Annotated in this window: 16 protein-coding genes; 4 read left to right on the top strand and 12 right to left on the bottom strand. The window is 63.8% G+C overall.

What is annotated here, in order from left to right:
- Positions 1–27 precede the first annotated feature (27 nt).
- The 4 genes from B015_RS0126380 to B015_RS0126365 all read left to right on the top strand — a co-directional run bounded on the left by B015_RS0126380 (position 28) and on the right by B015_RS0126365 (position 5,489).
- Positions 28–2,325 carry a molybdopterin guanine dinucleotide-containing S/N-oxide reductase gene (locus B015_RS0126380; protein WP_018430763.1) on the top strand — a complete coding sequence of 766 codons (2,298 nt, stop codon included), beginning with the start codon at positions 28–30 and terminating at the stop codon, positions 2,323–2,325.
- The gene (locus B015_RS0126375) at positions 2,322–3,632 is read left to right on the top strand and encodes an FAD-binding oxidoreductase (protein WP_018430762.1); all 1,311 of its coding nucleotides are present in this window, start codon (positions 2,322–2,324) and stop codon (positions 3,630–3,632) included. Before B015_RS0126380 ends, B015_RS0126375 begins: the two co-directional genes overlap by 4 nt.
- A 92-nt stretch (positions 3,633–3,724) precedes the next feature.
- Positions 3,725–4,690, top strand: a complete 966-nt coding sequence (locus B015_RS0126370; protein WP_018430761.1) for an ornithine cyclodeaminase family protein — start codon at positions 3,725–3,727, stop codon at positions 4,688–4,690.
- A gap of 100 nt (positions 4,691–4,790) precedes the next feature.
- Positions 4,791–5,489, top strand: coding sequence for a GntR family transcriptional regulator (locus B015_RS0126365; protein WP_018430760.1), 699 nt, complete (start codon positions 4,791–4,793; stop codon positions 5,487–5,489).
- Positions 5,490–5,601: 112 nt separating this feature from the next.
- Here B015_RS0126365 and B015_RS31625 read toward each other — a convergent pair whose 3' ends face one another.
- From B015_RS31625 to B015_RS0126305, 12 genes are all read right to left on the bottom strand, one after another.
- Positions 5,602–6,546 (bottom strand): branched-chain amino acid ABC transporter permease, encoded by a 945-nt coding sequence (locus tag B015_RS31625; protein ID WP_018430759.1) that lies wholly within the window; start codon positions 6,544–6,546, stop codon positions 5,602–5,604.
- 7 nt (positions 6,547–6,553) lie between these two features.
- On the bottom strand, positions 6,554–7,456 hold the full coding sequence (locus B015_RS0126355; RefSeq protein WP_018430758.1) for a branched-chain amino acid ABC transporter permease: 903 nt from the start codon (positions 7,454–7,456) through the stop codon (positions 6,554–6,556).
- Positions 7,453–8,181, bottom strand: coding sequence for an ABC transporter ATP-binding protein (locus B015_RS0126350; protein WP_018430757.1), 729 nt, complete (start codon positions 8,179–8,181; stop codon positions 7,453–7,455). The genes B015_RS0126355 and B015_RS0126350 overlap by 4 nt, the downstream gene beginning before the upstream one ends.
- Entirely contained in the window at positions 8,178–8,969 is a 792-nt protein-coding gene (locus B015_RS0126345; protein ID WP_018430756.1) for an ABC transporter ATP-binding protein, read from the bottom strand. The genes B015_RS0126350 and B015_RS0126345 overlap by 4 nt, the downstream gene beginning before the upstream one ends.
- Positions 8,966–10,192: a pyridoxal phosphate-dependent aminotransferase gene (locus B015_RS31620; RefSeq protein WP_018430755.1), complete on the bottom strand. Its 1,227-nt coding sequence runs from the start codon at positions 10,190–10,192 to the stop codon at positions 8,966–8,968. The genes B015_RS0126345 and B015_RS31620 overlap by 4 nt, the downstream gene beginning before the upstream one ends.
- Positions 10,192–10,605, bottom strand: coding sequence for a RidA family protein (locus tag B015_RS0126335; protein WP_026227756.1), 414 nt, complete (start codon positions 10,603–10,605; stop codon positions 10,192–10,194). The genes B015_RS31620 and B015_RS0126335 overlap by 1 nt, the downstream gene beginning before the upstream one ends.
- Before the next feature lie 195 nt (positions 10,606–10,800).
- Positions 10,801–11,625 (bottom strand): aspartate dehydrogenase, encoded by an 825-nt coding sequence (locus tag B015_RS0126330; RefSeq protein ID WP_018430753.1) that lies wholly within the window; start codon positions 11,623–11,625, stop codon positions 10,801–10,803.
- A complete protein-coding gene (locus B015_RS0126325) occupies positions 11,612–12,313 on the bottom strand; it encodes an ABC transporter ATP-binding protein (protein WP_018430752.1) in 702 nt (233 codons plus the stop codon). Before B015_RS0126325 ends, B015_RS0126330 begins: the two co-directional genes overlap by 14 nt.
- On the bottom strand, positions 12,307–13,065 hold the full coding sequence (locus B015_RS0126320; protein WP_018430751.1) for an ABC transporter ATP-binding protein: 759 nt from the start codon (positions 13,063–13,065) through the stop codon (positions 12,307–12,309). Before B015_RS0126320 ends, B015_RS0126325 begins: the two co-directional genes overlap by 7 nt.
- The gene (locus tag B015_RS0126315; RefSeq protein WP_018430750.1) at positions 13,062–14,045 is read right to left on the bottom strand and encodes a branched-chain amino acid ABC transporter permease; all 984 of its coding nucleotides are present in this window, start codon (positions 14,043–14,045) and stop codon (positions 13,062–13,064) included. Before B015_RS0126315 ends, B015_RS0126320 begins: the two co-directional genes overlap by 4 nt.
- 19 nt (positions 14,046–14,064) lie before the next feature.
- Positions 14,065–14,979, bottom strand: a complete 915-nt coding sequence (locus B015_RS0126310) for a branched-chain amino acid ABC transporter permease (RefSeq protein WP_018430749.1) — start codon at positions 14,977–14,979, stop codon at positions 14,065–14,067.
- Positions 14,980–15,055: 76 nt separating this feature from the next.
- Entirely contained in the window at positions 15,056–16,213 is a 1,158-nt protein-coding gene (locus tag B015_RS0126305; RefSeq protein ID WP_018430748.1) for an ABC transporter substrate-binding protein, read from the bottom strand.
- Positions 16,214–16,217: the final 4 nt, after the last annotated feature.

The following is a 16,217-nucleotide window of genomic DNA, read 5'->3' as shown; positions in this document are numbered from 1 at the left end:
CCTCGGGCGGGCAACGGACCACAGGGCATGACCAACTACACGCTTTCCCACTGGGGCACCTATGAGGTCGAACCCCGAGGAAACGAAATGCCCTCCCTCAAGGCGTTCGGGCGCGATCGGGATCCCAGCCCGATTGGCCTCTACCAGCTGGCCCCGGAGCTCAACAGGCTTCGGGTCCGGCGTCCTTCGATCCGCAAAAGCTGGCTCGACAACGGCCCGGGCTCTGCACCGCAGCGTCGCGGGCTCGATCCATTCGTCGAGGTCGACTGGGAACTGGCCCTTGAGCTGGTCGCAGCCGAGATCGACCGGGTGCGTACCACCTTCGGCAATTCGGCGATCTTCGGCGGCTCCTATGGCTGGTCGAGCGCCGGCCGCTTCCACCATGCCCAGAGCCAGGTCCATCGCTTCCTCAATGCCGCCGGCGGCTATGTCCGGCATGTCGACTCCTACAGCCTGGGTGCGGCCAACGTCATTCTGCCGCACATCGTCGCCAGCATGGATGAGCTGATGGCGAGTCACTCGTCATGGGATTTGCTGGCCGAGCATTGCGAACTGTTCGTCACCTTTGGCGGCGTGCCGGTCAAGAATTCACAGATCAACGCCGGCGGAGTGAACCTGCATGGCGTGCCTTCCGGCCTGGCGGCCATGCGCAAGGCGGGCGTCCGCTTCGTCAATATCGGCCCTGTGCGTGACAACATCGGCGCCAATGCCGACGTCACCAGCTGGATACCCTGCCGGCCCAACACCGACACGGCGGTGATGCTTGCGCTCGCCTGGGTTGTCTACACAGAAGGCATGCACGACCAGGCCTTCCTCGAGCGCTGCTGCACCGGCTTCGACAAGTTTGCGCCCTATCTCACCGGCGAGGCCGACGGCATCGCCAAGACGCCCCGCTGGGCGGAAGCGATCAGCGGCGTGCCCGCCACGACGATCGTCGACCTTGCACGCAGCATGGCGTCATCGCGCACCATGCTCAACGTGTCATGGTCGATGCAACGCGCCAGCCATGGCGAACAGCCATTCTGGATGGTGGTGACACTGGCGGCGATGCTTGGCCAGATAGGCACGCCCGGCGGTGGTTTCGGCGTGGGTTACGGTGCAGCCAATCTGGTCGGATCTGCGCATGCCAAGGTCAAGGGCCCGACCTTCTCGCAGCTCAAGCCAGGCGTGCCGGACTTCATTCCGGTCGCCCGCATCTCCGACATGCTGCTCAACCCCGGCGCTCCGTTTACCTACAATGGCAAGACCCGGAACTATCCCGACATCCGGCTCATCTATTGGGCCGGCGGCAATCCGTTCCATCACCATCAGGACCTTAATCGCTTCCTGACAGCCTGGCAGAAGCCGGCCACCGTCATCGTCAATGAACAATATTGGACGCCGACGGCCAAGCGCGCCGACATCGTGCTGCCTGCAACGATCTCGCTCGAGCGCAACGACATCGGCTCATCGACACTGGAGGCATACTTCGTTGCCATGAAACAGGCCGTCCCGCCTGCAGGCGAGGCACGCGACGATTATGCGATCTTTGCCGAACTCGCCGAGCGGCTGGGTTGCGGCTACATCTTCAGCGAAGGCCTGGACGCGGATGGCTGGCTGCCGCGTCTCTACGAGGAATGTCGGGACATCAACCGCCAGCGCGGTCTCGACCTGCCTGACTTCGATACATTCTGGCAAGACGGGCTTATCGACCTGACGCCGCTGGACAAACCCGTCAACATGCTGGGCGACTTCGTCGCCGATCCCGAAAAAAAGCCGCTCGGTACCCCGTCCGGCAAGATCGAGATCTTTTCAGAACGCATTGCCAGCTTCGGCCTCGACGACTGTCCGGGCCATGCCGTCTGGCTCGAGCCGCAGGAATGGCTCGGTGCCGACCTTGCCGGCACATTTCCATTGCATCTTCTGACGGATCAGCCGGCACGCCGGCTGCACAGCCAGCTCGACGCCAGCCCCTACAGCCAGGGCGGCAAATCGGACGGCCGCGAACGCGTCTATATGAACGCCTCCGATGCGGCACGGCGGGGCCTGAACGAAAACCAGGTCGTCGAACTGTTCAACGACCGCGGCCGTTGCCTGGCGGCAGTGGCGATCAGCGACGACATCATGCCCGGCGTTGCACGGCTCAACACCGGCGCGTGGTTCGATCCCGATCCAAAAACCGGGCTCGACAAGCACGGCAACCCCAATGTGCTGACGCTTGACGTGCCGGCATCGGGTTTGTCGCAGGGTTGCAGCGCACAGACCTGCCTGATCGAAATCACAGCCTTCACCGGCATCCCCCCTGTCGTTACCGCATTTTGCCTGCCTGAGTTCGTCAAGCCATGAAGTCCACCACACCGGCATATGCCTCTTCCCAGCATGAACGAACAGTCTGGTGGAAGACCGCCAATACGAACCCGATCGGCCGCCCTCTTACCGCGACGACGACAGCCGACATCGCCATCATCGGCGCCGGCTTCACCGGACTGACGGCTGCTCTGCACCTGGCCAGGCGCGGCGCGCGCGTCGCCGTGCTTGAGGCCGATGTGATCGGCAGTGGGGCCAGCGGGCTCAATGCCGGCTTCGTGGTCCCAAATTTCGCCAAGGCCGATCCTGCTGCCGTTGTGGCCAAGCTCGGCAGAGAACGTGGCGCAAGACTGCTGGACATGATCGCCGTCGGCGCAGATCGCGTCTTTGCCACGGCGCGCGAAAACGCCATCGATTGCGACGCCGAGCAGGTCGGCTGGATGCACGTCGCGCACTCGGAGAAGATGTTGCCGATGCTCGAGCGCCGCGCCAGAGCGTGGCAGGACCTGGGCAGGCCGGTAAGCATGCTCGACGCCACCGAAGCGCGCCGGCGCGCCGGCATGCGCCATTCCTACGGAGCATTGATCGACCGGAGCGGCGGCACGGTGCACCCGCTCAACTATGCCTATGGACTAGCGGACGCGGCCATCGCGGCAGGTGCCGTGCTGCATGAACATGCTGAAGTCGACGCTGTTACGCGGTCCGGCAATGGCTGGCAACTTGCGAGCGGCGAGCACCGGATAAGTGCACGCGCCGTGCTCTTGTGCAGCAATGCGGCGGAGACGGGTGTCGCACGCCGCCTCGGCCGCATCGTCGTGCCACTGAAAGTCTACCAGATCGCCACCGAACCGCTGGATGAGGTGACGGTTCGGCGCATCTCGCCCGGACGCAACCCTGTCGCCGATACCCGCGCCAATCTGTTTACCTTCCGGCTAGACCGCGACAATCGCCTGATCAGCGGCGGCATGTCCATGCTGCCGATGGGTGCTGCACCACGCATGGCCCGGATGATCGCGCAACGCTTGCAGGCAGAGCTTGGCCTCAAGCACGTACCTGCCGTCGACAGCATCTGGCGCGGTACAGCGGCCATGACCACGGACTTCCTGCCCCACATCTACGAATTCGCTCCCGGTTTCATCGGCGGCATCGGCTGCAACGGCCGCGGCATCGCTTTGACGGCAATGCTGGGCGAAGTGCTGGCGGATGCCGTGTCGGGCACGCGGCTTGCCGACCTGCCCATCCCTCAAGCCTCACCGCGCGGTCTGCCATTCCGCAGCCTTGCCGCGGCAGCGCCCGCGGTTGCCATTGCGCAAGCCAAGTGGCAGGACCGGCGGGAAGGACTTTAGGACGCCGCGCCTGCGACCGGACGCACCAGGCGCTCGAATCGGCGCATCGCGGCGGCAAGCCGACTGTTCTCGCTCAGGGAGTTCGTAGATCCATGCTGATCCTCAACCAGCAAGCCGTGGCCGAGGCCCTGCCGATGGCAGACTGCATCGTCGCCATGCGTGCAGCCCTAAGCGACTTCGCCAAAGGCGAATATCGCCTGTTCCCGCGCCACCAGCTGAACGCCGGCCCGGGTGAGGTTCTGATGGGCCTCATGCCTGTCTTCGCAAACTCTGGCGGGCAGAAGATGTGGTGCCTCAAGGACGTGCTCGTCGCCCGTGACAATGCGGCGCGAGGTCTCGACAATCATCAGGGTGCGGTACTGCTCAACGATGGCGAAACCGGTCAATTGCGCGCCGTGCTGGACGCCACCGAGATTACCGCACGACGCACCGCCGCCACATCGGCGGTCGCGACAGCCGCACTGGCAAGGGCCGACGCCAAAACAGTCGCAATCCTCGGCACCGGCACGCAGGCACAAACCCACATCGACGCGCTGCGCCTGGTCGTGCCGGATGCACGCTTCGTTGTGTGGGGCCGCACCCGCGCCAAGGCCGACGAGCTTGCCCGCACAAATGACATCGAGATCGCCGACAGTGCCAGAGAGGCTGTCGCCAACGCCGACGTGGTGTGCACCTTGACCGGCTCGAAGGAGCCGATCCTCGAGCTTGGCTGGCTGAAGGTCGGTTGCCATATCAACGCCGTCGGATCGAGCAGTCGCGGCGCGCGGGAACTGGGCGACGACATCGTGGCAGTGTCACGCTTCTTCGTGGATTCGCGCAGCCAAGCTGCAGTCGAATGCGGCGAGTTGCTCCAACCTTTCGAGCGGGGCGTAATCGGCGACGATCATATCAGCGCCGAACTCGGCGAAGTGCTGGCAGGCATGCAGCCCGGTCGAGCCTCGGCGTCTGACCTGACCGTGTTCAAATCGCTCGGCATCGCCGTGGAGGATGCCGCGGCCGCATTATGCGCCGTGAACAACGCTACAGCGCTCGGCATCGGCCAGCACGTCGAATGGTAGCGCCGAAAAGCGATGCATAAGCGCCGCCGCCGAATTGATACGGCACGGCACTTTTTCTATGTTATGTGACCATTCATCGTTTGATCAAAGAGGAAGACGAATGAACGTCGAATTCCTGGAACCGGTATCGTCGCGCTCGACAATTCAGGACGGCGTCTATCGCCAGCTGCGCAAGGCCTTGATGTCCGGCCACTTCGATCCGGGCCAGACCCTCACGATCGCGATGCTGTCCGACACGTTCAAGACCAGCCACATGCCGGTGCGTGAAGCCCTGCGCCGCCTCATCGCCGAGAACGCACTTGTGGTTCTGACCACCGGTTCGGCCCAGGTGCCGACGGTCAGCCTGGCCGCGCTGGACGATCTCTGCCTGACGCGCGTCGCGCTGGAGACGCTTGCTACCAAGCTTGCAACCGAGCGCTCCACGCCGGCCGACCGGCGCACCTTCCGCAACCTGGTGGAGGAACACGAGGCGGCAGCCAACGGCAGAAATCTCGAGGACATGCTTGCTCGAAACCAGGAACTGCATTTTGCCATTTACGAATGCTGCGGCTCGCCTGTCATCACGCAGTTCATCCAGAGCCTGTGGCTGCGCTTCGGCCCGTACATGCGCATGCTGTCGGGCCATATCGAACCGGTGTTGGTGTCGGGCAAATACAAGCCGAGTTCGCATCATCGCGACCTGATCGACGCCATGGACGCAGGAGACGGCCGCGCCGCGGCAAAAGCCGTCAAAGGCGATATCGAAACGACGCAGGCATTGCTGCGCCGTCTCTGCAAGGAAATGGTCGACAAGGCCTGAGCGGTCGGACTTCGACGTCCGACCCCGCTTCGGCGCATCGGCCCGAAAACCGGAAGCGGTTTTCGGGAATCACGAAACGCGGCTTCAACAGCCGGATGTCGGCTCGCCGCTTTCAGGCGGCGTGCCTCGAGGTGACCGGCTCCTCGCCGATCAGGCCGCGCGGCCGCAGAAGCAGGACCAGAACAAGCGCCAGGCCGATGACCATCGCCTGTGCCGCACCGCCGTAAATCTGGTATTGCTCGGGCACCATTTTGGAAGATGCCGCGCCGATGGCACTCCAGATACCCCAGACCACGATCGCCCCGAGGATCGCGCCGCGGTTGTTGCCGCTGCCGCCGATGATCAGCATCGTCCAGATCTGGAAGGTGATGATGGGCAGGAAATCGAACGGGCTGACGAAGCCGATGAAGCTGGCATAGAGAGCGCCGGCGAGCCCCATCAACGTCGATCCGATGATGAAGGCCTGCAGGCGGAAGGCACGGGTGTCCTTGCCCAGGGTCTCGGCAGCCACCTCGTCCTCGCGGATCGCCTTGAGCACGCGTCCCCAGGGCGAACGCGCGATACGTTCGAGGGCAATGTAGGCGACAGCCAGGATGGCGATGACGACGGCGAGATAGCCCAGATTGTTGGCGAGCGGCGTTTCAAACACGCCGCGGAACGGATTGGGGATCGAGGCGATACCCAGAGTGCCGCCAGTCAGCGCTTCGAAGTTGGTGGCAACCAGCTGAATGGTGACGGCGATGCCGAAAGTGGCGACCGCGAGATAGTCGCCCCTGAGCCGAACCGTCGCGAGCCCGGTGATCAGGGCGGCAAGTGCCGCCGCCGCCATTGCGCCCAGGATGCCGACGATCCAGGGCAGTTCGAAGTTGCCGAGCAGTTCCGGACGAGCCGGCGCGGTAAGAATGGCAAAGGTGTAGGCGCCGATCGCATAGAAGCCGACGATACCGGCGTTGAACAGCCCGGTGCCACCCCACTGAAGGTTAAGGCCGAGGGTTGCAATCCCCAGGATCAGGGCAACGGTCAGGAAAAATACGATGTAGGAAGCAAACCCGATCATCTGAACCTCACGCACGAGCCGATCTGGAAAACAGGCCCTGCGGCCGGAGGAAGAGAATGATAAGCAGGAGGCCGAATGGCACCGCCGCCTTGTAGCCGGTCGGGATGATCAGCGTCGAAAGGCTTTCGGTGAGGCCGACGATGAGACCGCCGGCAACCGCTCCAAACAGGCTGCCGGTACCGCCGAGGATCGCCGCCGTAAACAGGGCAAGCAGCATGCTGAAGCCCATCTCCGGGCGAATCTGCACGGTAAGACCCGCGAAAACGCCGGCGATCGCGGCAAGCGCGCCGCTCAGCATCCACGTCCAACGCACCACCTTGGCGATGTCGATGCCGCAGACCTGCGAAAGTGCGGGGTTCTCGGCCATCGAACGCATGGCGATGCCGATGCGGCTGTATTTCAGGAACAGGTGCAACCCCACCACCAGCGCCACCGTCAGCACCAGGACCAGGACCTGATCGGGCATCAGCCGGACATTGGGCAGGACTTCCAGCGATATCTGCAGTTCCTCGCTGTAGTAGTGCGCATCAGCACCCCAGATGAACAGCACCAGATTGCGCAGGATGAGCGCTATGCCGAAGCTGGCAAAAACCAGGGTCAGGCTGCCGGCCCGCCGCTTCCTGAGTCTGGAAAACACCAGGCTGTCGGCAGCGATGGCGATCAATCCGGTGCCGATGCATGAAACCACGATGGCGACAAGCAGCGTCCAACCGAAGGAAAAAGGACCGATCGCAGGTGCTGCCGGCAGCAGCGTCACGACCGCAAACGCCAGATAGGCACCCCAGGTCAGCATCTCGGCATGCGCGAAGTTGGCGAATTTGAGCATGTGGGAGCAAAGCGAATAGCCGATTGCCCCGAGCGCGAGGATGCCGCCGGTCAGTAGACCGTCGGCAATTGCTTGTCCGATCATGATTTCCTCCGGAAGCCCAGGAACGCTTCGGCAATGGCGTCGTTGTCGAGCAGGTCGGATGCCGTCCCCGTCATATGGTTTCGGCCCTCGACCAGCACATAGGCACGGTCGGAGACGCGAAGCGCTGCCTTGGCGTTCTGCTCGACCATCAGGACCGCGACGCCGCTTTGAGCGAGACGGCGCAGGTCATCGAGGACCTCGTGAACGATTTTCGGCGCGAGACCGGCGGTCGGTTCATCGAGCATGATGACACGCGGATCGGTCATCAGCGCGCGCGCCACGGCCAGCATCTGGCGCTGGCCGCCCGAAAGCACGTTGGCCGGAGCGCGGCGGCGCTCGGCCAAGGCGGGGAAGTGTTCGAAAGCGCGCTGGACGCGCTCGCGCATCAGCGGCCGCGACAGCGTATGGCCGCCGCTGATGAGGTTGTCCTCGATCGACAGGGACGAAAAGACATTGCTGGTCTGAGGCACGAAACCGACACCGGCAGCGATGATCTCATGCGTCGGCAGGCCGGAGATGCGCTCGCCACCAAGCCTGACCTCGCCGCCCTCGACCAGCACAAGCCCGGCCAACGCCTTGAGAAAGGTCGACTTTCCGGCGCCGTTGGGGCCGATCAGGGTGACAAGCTCGCCGGCATCGATGGCGACCGAGATGTCGAACACGATCGGCATGCCGGGAATGTAGCTGGCGCGCACGTTGCGCGCCTCGCAGACGGGCACGCTCATGCGAGTTCTCCCACTGTCACATCGCCAAGATAGGCATCGACGATGCGCTGATCCTTCATGACGCCTGCAGGCTCGCCATCGAAGATCACCTTGCCCTGCGCCATCACCACGATGTGGCGGCAGATGCGCATGACCATGTCCATGTTGTGCTCGACGATAAGGAAGGCCACACCGCGCTGGTTGAGCGCCACGATCTTGTCGATCAGCGTTTCAATGAGGGTCGGATTGACACCTGCCGTCGGCTCGTCGAGCAGGATCAGCGGCGGATCGACCATCATCACGCGGGCAAGCTCGAGAAGCTTCTGCTGTCCGCCCGAGAGCACGCCGGCGAGGTCGCGTGCCTTGTCGGCCAGGCCGGTGAAGGCAAGCACGTCCATCGCCCTTTCGCGCGCGCGGCGCTCTTCAGCGCCGACCAGCCCACTGCGAAACCAGTTGTTCCAGAATTTTTCGCCCGACTGGCCCGTCGCCGAGAGCATGACATTTTCCAGCACCGACATCTGCGGGAAAGGGCGAGGTATCTGGAAGGTGCGTGCCAGGCCGGCACGAAAGATCCGGTCGGGCCGAAGACCTGAAATGCCCTGCCCGGCGAAGATCACCTCGCCTGCACTTGGCTGGACTTCACCGGCAATGAGACCGAACAGCGTGCTCTTGCCGGCACCGTTGGGCCCGATCAGGCCGGTGATCTGCCCCGCCTTCACCGAGATGTTGACGCCGTCGACCGCCTTGAGGGCACCGAAGCTGCGCGACAGTCCGCGGGTCTCGAGGATGACTTCTCCCGTCCGGATCATGCACTGCCTCGCTTGGCTTCGACCGCCTGGCTTGCCGCGCCGTCCCGCCCGTCCCACAGATTGTTGAAGAAGCGCGACAAGCGATCCATGCCTTCGTCCAGACGCTCCAGGCTTTCGGAACCGAAACAGACGCGCAAGTGGCCCTCGCCCGATTGACCGTAGAAACTGCCCGCCTCGACCACCACATCCGCCTCGTTGAGGATCTTTTCCGCGAGCGTCTGCGAGGGAATACCGAACGCGGAGATGTCAGGGAAGGCGTAGATGGCGCCCTGGGGCGAAGGACATTTCACCCCAGGCATCTGGTTCAGCCGGCGCACGACCAGGTCGCGCTTCTGCCGGTCGTCGTCAACCAGGTCGGCAAGCACTTCAGAAGGGCCGGTGATCGCAGCGCGACCACCGGCCTGGATAAATGTATTGACGTGGGTGGCGTCGTTGGCGGTGATCTTGAGCAGACCCGGCATGGCCCACGCCGGCGCTGTCAGATAGCCTAGACGCCACCCATCCATGGCAAAGGATTTGGTGAATGCAAAGGCTGTGATGGTGCGCTCGGCCATGCCGGGAAGCGCTGCAATGCTGGTATGGGCATGGCCGTCATAGACCATGTCTTCATAGACCTCGTCGGAAAGCACGAGCAGGTCACGCGCGATCGCCAGATCGGCCAGGCCCTGCAGTTCGGCGCGGGAGTAGACGCGGCCGGTCGGATTGACCGGATTGACCAGCACGATCATCCGGGTGCGCGGCGTGATCTTGGCTTCGATCAGATCGATGTCGATGGTGAAGTCGTTGCCGGCATCGAGCTGGACGAATACCGGCTTTGCACCGGCGAGCTCGATCTTGCCGACATGCTGCGGATAGAACGGATCGAGCAGGATCGCCTCGTCACCCGGATCAAGCAGCGCGAGGAAAGCAGCGAAGGACGCATGAGTGAGGCCGTTGGTGACAAGGACATCGGCGGCGGTGACATCCATGCCATTCTGCCGGCGCAGCTTTTCGGCGAGCGCCTCGCGGAAGCTGGCAGTCCCCTTGAGGTCGCTGTAGTGGACGTCGCCAGCCAGCAACGCCGCGATCGTTGCCTGCTTGATGTGATCCGGCGTATCGGCAGAAGGGCGCCCCAGCTCCAGATGAATGAGATCGCGCCCGCTGCCGGCAAGGGCCGCAGCCTTCTGATACATGCCGAACGACTTTTGCGGCGTCTCCGAGATACGCCTGGCTACCCGCTTCATCAAATCACCTGACTGTCATTTTCCGCAGCGCCGGCCTTGCGGCGCGCGATCACTTCGATCTCGACCTTGATCTCTTCGACGGGGAAGCCGCAGATGATGGTCGTGTTGGTTGGCCGAGGATCGGCGAAGGTCTCGCCGAGCACCCTGGAAACAGCCATCACGTCGTCGCGGCTGGCGAGATACACGCGCACCGACACGATATCCGAAATGTGCGCATCCGCCTCAGCCAGGGCCCCGGCGATGATGGCGAGCGAGCGTCGCGCCTGCGCTTCTGCCTCGGGCGCGAACCCGCCAATCGCCGGATCATGTCCGGCGGTACCGGAAACGAAAACCCAGTTGCCGTCCACCAGCGCCCGGGAATAACCGGCCAGTTCCTCAAAGGGAGAGCCGGAATAGATAGCTTTTCTCGTCACCTAAAGCCTCTTGGCAAACGCTCATTTGATCAAATCATCATCTTGGATATAGCAAGTCGCGAGCGATTTCAACCGACGATCGCGTCCAGATAAAAGTGGTGGCAAGATAGGTGACGACAGGCGGCCAGCGTTCGACAAACGCCGCCGTTCATCCGGCTCTCCAGGGATCGGAGCGCGGCTCGCGATCTGCCGCAGTCAGCGTACCAGCGTCGCCGTACCGTTCTCGATGAGGCGTACGAGGCTGAGCGCGGTCATCTCGGAGGATTTGGGATTGATCTTCAGTGGCTCGTTTTCGAGCCTTAGGTCGAGCTTACCGAAGGCACCGGAAGCACTGATCTCGTGGACGTTGCGGCTGACATGGGGGTCGGCAACCAGCGCAACGCGCGTGCGCTCGAGGCCGATGCCCGACAGTGCTGTTATAACGGCGACATTGGCATTCTGTGGGAAGCTTGCTGCCGCCTCGCGCGCCGAGCCGACGAAGAATTCGGTTCGCTCGGTGAGACTGTCGAGGTGGACAAGTTCGGCAGCCTTGGTGCCGTGCCAGGCACGGGGCGGCTTGACGATCGAATGGCGGACATCGTCGAGCGGCAGCACGGAGGCTGCGGCCAGCGCGCCAAGGTCGCCGAGTGCGCCGGAGGGTACAAGGATGCGGCTTCCGGCCTCATCGGCGACCGACAGCAGCAGGCCGAGCAACGCCTCGTCGGTGAAGGCGCTGGTCGAGGAAACCACGAAGCTTCCGGCGTGGCGCAGCGCCGCCTCGCCCCAGGCGGACACGGCCGGCCGACCTGCCGCCTCGATCACCATGTCCAGATCGAGCCCGGCCAGCTCGTCAGGGCGGGAGATCAGGCGCGCGCCTTGCGGCAGGCCAGCACGCTCGCGCCCGGCATCACGCACAGCGACCGCGACGACCTCGATCGCATCGGGCTGGCGCTCGGCCAGCAGTGCGCCTACGCGGCTGGCAATTGCCCCCCAGCCGACGAAGCAGAGCCGCAGAGGGCGACGGGGTTTAGAGCCCGACATAGCGCTGCACCAGTTCGGCATTGCTGGTCAGGTCTACGCCGGTGCCCGACCAGACGGTACGGCCCTTCTCAAGAATGTAGTGGCGGTCGGCGAGGCGCTTCAGCACGTTGAGGTTCTTGTCGATCAGGAGGATAGACTGGCCTTCAGCCTTGAGCGCCTCGATGCATCCCCAGATCTCGGCGCGGATGACCGGCGCAAGACCTTCGGTCGCCTCGTCGAGGATGAGCAGCTTCGGGTTGGTCATCAGCGCCCGGCCGACGACCAGCATCTGCTGCTCGCCGCCGGAGAGAGTTCCCGCAGCTTGCCCGGCCCGCTCCTTCAGCCTAGGGAACAGCGCGTAGACGCGTTCCAGCGTCCACGGGTCCTTGCGGCCGAGACGATTGGCGGCGGTGGCGACGAGATTTTCGCGCACGGTCAGCGTGGCAAAGGTCTGGCGGCCCTCCGGCACCAGGCCGACGCCAAGGCGGGCGACCGTCTCTGGCGTCGCGCCGCGCACATCGCGGCCGGTAAAACGCACTTCGCCCGACATCGGCCGGACGAGGCCCATGATCGATTTGACGGTGGTTGTCTTGCCCATGCCGTTGCGGCCGAGCAGGGTGACGACCTCGCCCTCGCCGATCTCCAGTTCGACGTCGAAGAGAACCTGGCTCCGGCCGTAACCCGATTGCAGTTTGGCGACGCTCAGCACAGCTCGTCTCCTTCACCAAGATAGGCGGTGCGCACGTCCGGATTGTCCCGGATCTCGTCGACAGTGCCGGTGGCGATGACGCGCCCGTAGACCAGCACCGAGATGCGGTCGGCAAGAGCGAACACCGCCTCCATGTCGTGCTCGACAAGCAGCATCGAGACATGGCTCCTCAGACCGCGCAAAGTCTCGATCATCTGCTGGCTCTCGACATGGCCGAGGCCGGCCATCGGCTCGTCGAGCAACAGAAGTCGCGGCTTGGTCGCAAGGGCCACCGCCAGTTCCAGCTGCTTCTGCTCACCATGGGAGAGATTGGCGACCAGCTCGTCGGCGCGACACTCGAGCCCCACGGTCGCGAGGTGGTGCGCCGCCTCCTCGGCCAGCATCTTCTCGCGGCGCACATCACCCCAGAAGCGGAAACTGTGTCCCTGCCGAATCTGCACGGCGATGGCGACGTTGTCGCGTACCGTATAGTCGGGCAGCAAGCAGGTGATCTGGAAGGTACGAGCCAGACCGAGCAACACGCGCCTGGACGTCGGCACACCGTCGACCGACCTGCCGTCAATCTCGATCGTACCTTCATTGGGCCTGATCTCGCCCATCAACTGCGAGATCAGCGTCGTTTTGCCAGCACCGTTCGGGCCGATCAGGGCGTGGATCTCGCCCGGATTGACGGTGATGTCGACATGGTCGGTGGCAAGCAGCCCGCCGAAGCGCTTGACCAGGCCGCGGACATTGAGGATCGGCTGGCTCATGCGCGCCTCCCGAAAAGACGGGCGCCCAGCGCCTGCACGCCGCCTTGTGTGTAGAGCACCACGAACAGCAGGATCAGGCCGAGGCCGAGCTGCCAGTTCTCGGTCCACGAGGCGAGCAGCGTTTCCAGCACGATAAACACGGCGGCACCGATCAGCGGCCCGAACAGCGTGCCGACGCCGCCGAGGATGACCATCACCATCAGTTCGCCCGACTTGGTCCAATGCAGCATATCGGGGCTGGCAAAGCGCAGGAAGTTGGCCATCAGCGCCCCCGCAAGACCGCAGCCCATGCCCGAGATCACGAAAGCCATCAGCTTGTAGCGATACGCCGGCAGGCCGATCGCCGCCATGCGCCGCTCGCTCTGTCGCAGGCCGACGATGACGTTGCCGAAGCGCGAATTGACGATGCGCCAGAGCACGAAGAAAAACAGCACCGCGAAGGCGAGGCAGACATAGTAGACCGTCTGCTTATCGCGCATGTTGAGGCCCGGCAGCTCGTTGGCGCGGCGGATGATCAGGCCATCGTCGCCGCCATAGGTCTTGAGCGAGACAAACAGGAAGAACAGCATCTGGGCGAAGGCGAGCGTGATCATGATGAACTGGACGCCGCCGGTGCGCAGCGACAGCGCGCCGATGAGCGCCGCCATGATGCCTGAGACCACCAGCGCCACAGGGATGGTGATCAACAGCTGGTTGGTGCCTGGGATGAAGCCGAGCAGCGGCTCGCCCAGCGCATAGTGCTGGTAGAGGATGCCGACGACATATCCGCCGATGCCGAAGAAGGCCGCGTGGCCGAAGCTGACCATGCCGCCATAGCCGAGCACGAAATTGAGGCTGGCCGCTGCGATGCCGTAGATCAGCACGCGCGTCGCCAGCGACGTCAGCGCGGTGTAACCGGTGAGGTCCGCCACCGTCGGCAGCGCAATCAGCGCGATCAGCACACCGGCTAGCAAGGCAGGTCGCTTGAGTGAAGTTTCCATTGGCGCAGCAGTACCCAACTCAGGAATTCCGGATGAAGAGGCCTTTCGGCCGGATCAGAAGCACGATCGCCATCAGAAGGTAGATGCCCATCGACGAGATGCCGGCGCCCAGCGCATCGGCCTCGGGACCAACCATCACCTGACGCAGCAGGCCCGGCAGATAGGCGCGCAGGCTGGTGTCGACGATGCCGAGCACGAGGCTGGCGAAGAAAGCGCCGCGGATAGAGCCGACACCGCCGATGACGACAACGACGAAGGTGGTGATCAGGATCTGCTCGCCCATGCCGACCTGCACTGCGAGGATCGGCCCGGCCATGAAGCCGGCGAGACCGGCAAGCAACGCGCCGAGACCGAAGACCAGCGTGTAGAGCAGGCGGATGTCGACGCCGAGCGCGCGCACCATCTCGCGATTGGTCGAGCCGGCGCGAACCAACATGCCGATACGGGTCTTGTTGATCAGCAGATACAGGCCGACGGCAACCAGCAGGCCAACCAGAATGATGGTGAGGCGATAGATCGGGTAGAACAGCCCGGGCAGCAGCTCAACCGAGCCGTCCAGCAGCGCCGGCATCGACACGAACAGCGGCTGGCGGCCGAACAGGATGGTGATGGTCTGGTTGAAGATCAGGATCAGGCCGAAAGTCGCCAGCACCTGGTCGAGATGGTCACGCTGATAAAGCCTGCGCACGACCAGGAATTCGATGGCGACGCCAGCAATGGCTGCCGCCGCAAGGGCTGCTGGAATGCCGAGCCAGAACGATCCGGTCTCGGCCGCGACCCAGGTGCCGGCATAGGCGCCAATCATGTAGATCGACCCATGCGCCAGGTTGATGACGCCCATGATGCCGAAGATCAGCGTCAGGCCGGCAGCCAGCAAGAACAGCATCACGCCGAACTGCACGCCGTTGAGCAATTGTTCGAGGAAGAGCGTCATCTCGGATCACTTCACACAGGAGAACTCTTGGGGAGAGACGACGCGGACCGTCTCCCCCCAACCGGCAGGGCCGGGATTACATCTTGCATTCGGCCGAATAGGCGTCGCCGTGGTCCTTGAACACGTCGCCGACCGTCTTCAGCATCGGCTTGCCATCGGCGCCCTTCTCGACCTTCAGCGCGTACCAGTTCTGCACCGGGTGCTGGTTGGGGCCAAAGGCGAACTTGCCGCGCACGGATTCGAAGTCGGCCTTGCGCAGGGCGTCGCGGAAGGCATCGGCGTCGTCGAGGCTGCCGCCGGTCGCCTTCAACGCCGAGGCATAGGCAAGAGCCGCGTCATAACCCTGGCTGGCATAGTAGGTGACCGGGCGGTTGTAGGCCTTGGTCCAGGCTTCCATGAACTTCTTGTTGGCCGCGTTGTCGAAGTCGGAGTTCCAGTGGCTCGTAACGTTGAGGCCGAGGGCCGCGTCGCCGACGGCGGCGAGCGTCACGCCGTCCATCGACGGCTCGGCCACCACCATCGGGATTTCCTTCATCAGGCCTGCCTGCTCGTACTGGCGCAGGAAGGTGATGCCGAGGCCGCCCGGATGGAACTGGAAGACCACGTCGGGTTTGGCCGCGCGGACCTGAGCGAGTTCTGCAGCGAAATCGGTCTGGTCGAGACGGGTGTAGATTTCGCCTGCGATCTCGCCCTTGAAGTAGCGCTTGAAGCCGGCGATGGCGTCCTTGCCGGCCTGATAGTTCGGGGCCAGCACGAAAGCCTTCTTGTAGCCGAGATTGGTGGCGTTCTGGCCGGCACTCTCATGCAGGCTGTCGTTCTGCCAGGAGACGACGAAATAGTTCGGGTTGCACTCCTTGCCGGCCATGTTCGACGGCGCGGCATTGGGGCTGATGTAGAAGGCGTCGTTGTCGACGATATCGGGAACGGTGGCACCGGCGACGTTTGAGAACACGATGCCGGTGAACAGCTTGATGCCTTCCTCACCGAGGAAGCGTTCGGCGATCTGCTTGCCCTGGCCAGGCTTCAGGCCATCGTCCTCGACGACCAGCTCGACCGGCACGCCGCCCAGCTTGCCGTCTTCCATGGCAAGCTTGAAGCCGTCGCGAATGTCTTGGCCGAGATAGCCGGCCGGGCCCGATAGCGTGGTGATCATGCCGATCTTGACCGGGTCGGCAGCGAAAGCCGGAAACGCCGCAAGCGCTGCGATCGATGCGGCAAGAATGGTTTTCCTCACAGTC

Source organism: Hoeflea sp. 108 (assembly GCF_000372965.1).
In the GTDB taxonomy this organism is placed as follows: domain Bacteria; phylum Pseudomonadota; class Alphaproteobacteria; order Rhizobiales; family Rhizobiaceae; genus Aminobacter.
The sequence above is the reverse complement of the archived record's forward strand: the minus strand, read 5'-3'. Positions and strand labels throughout refer to the sequence as shown.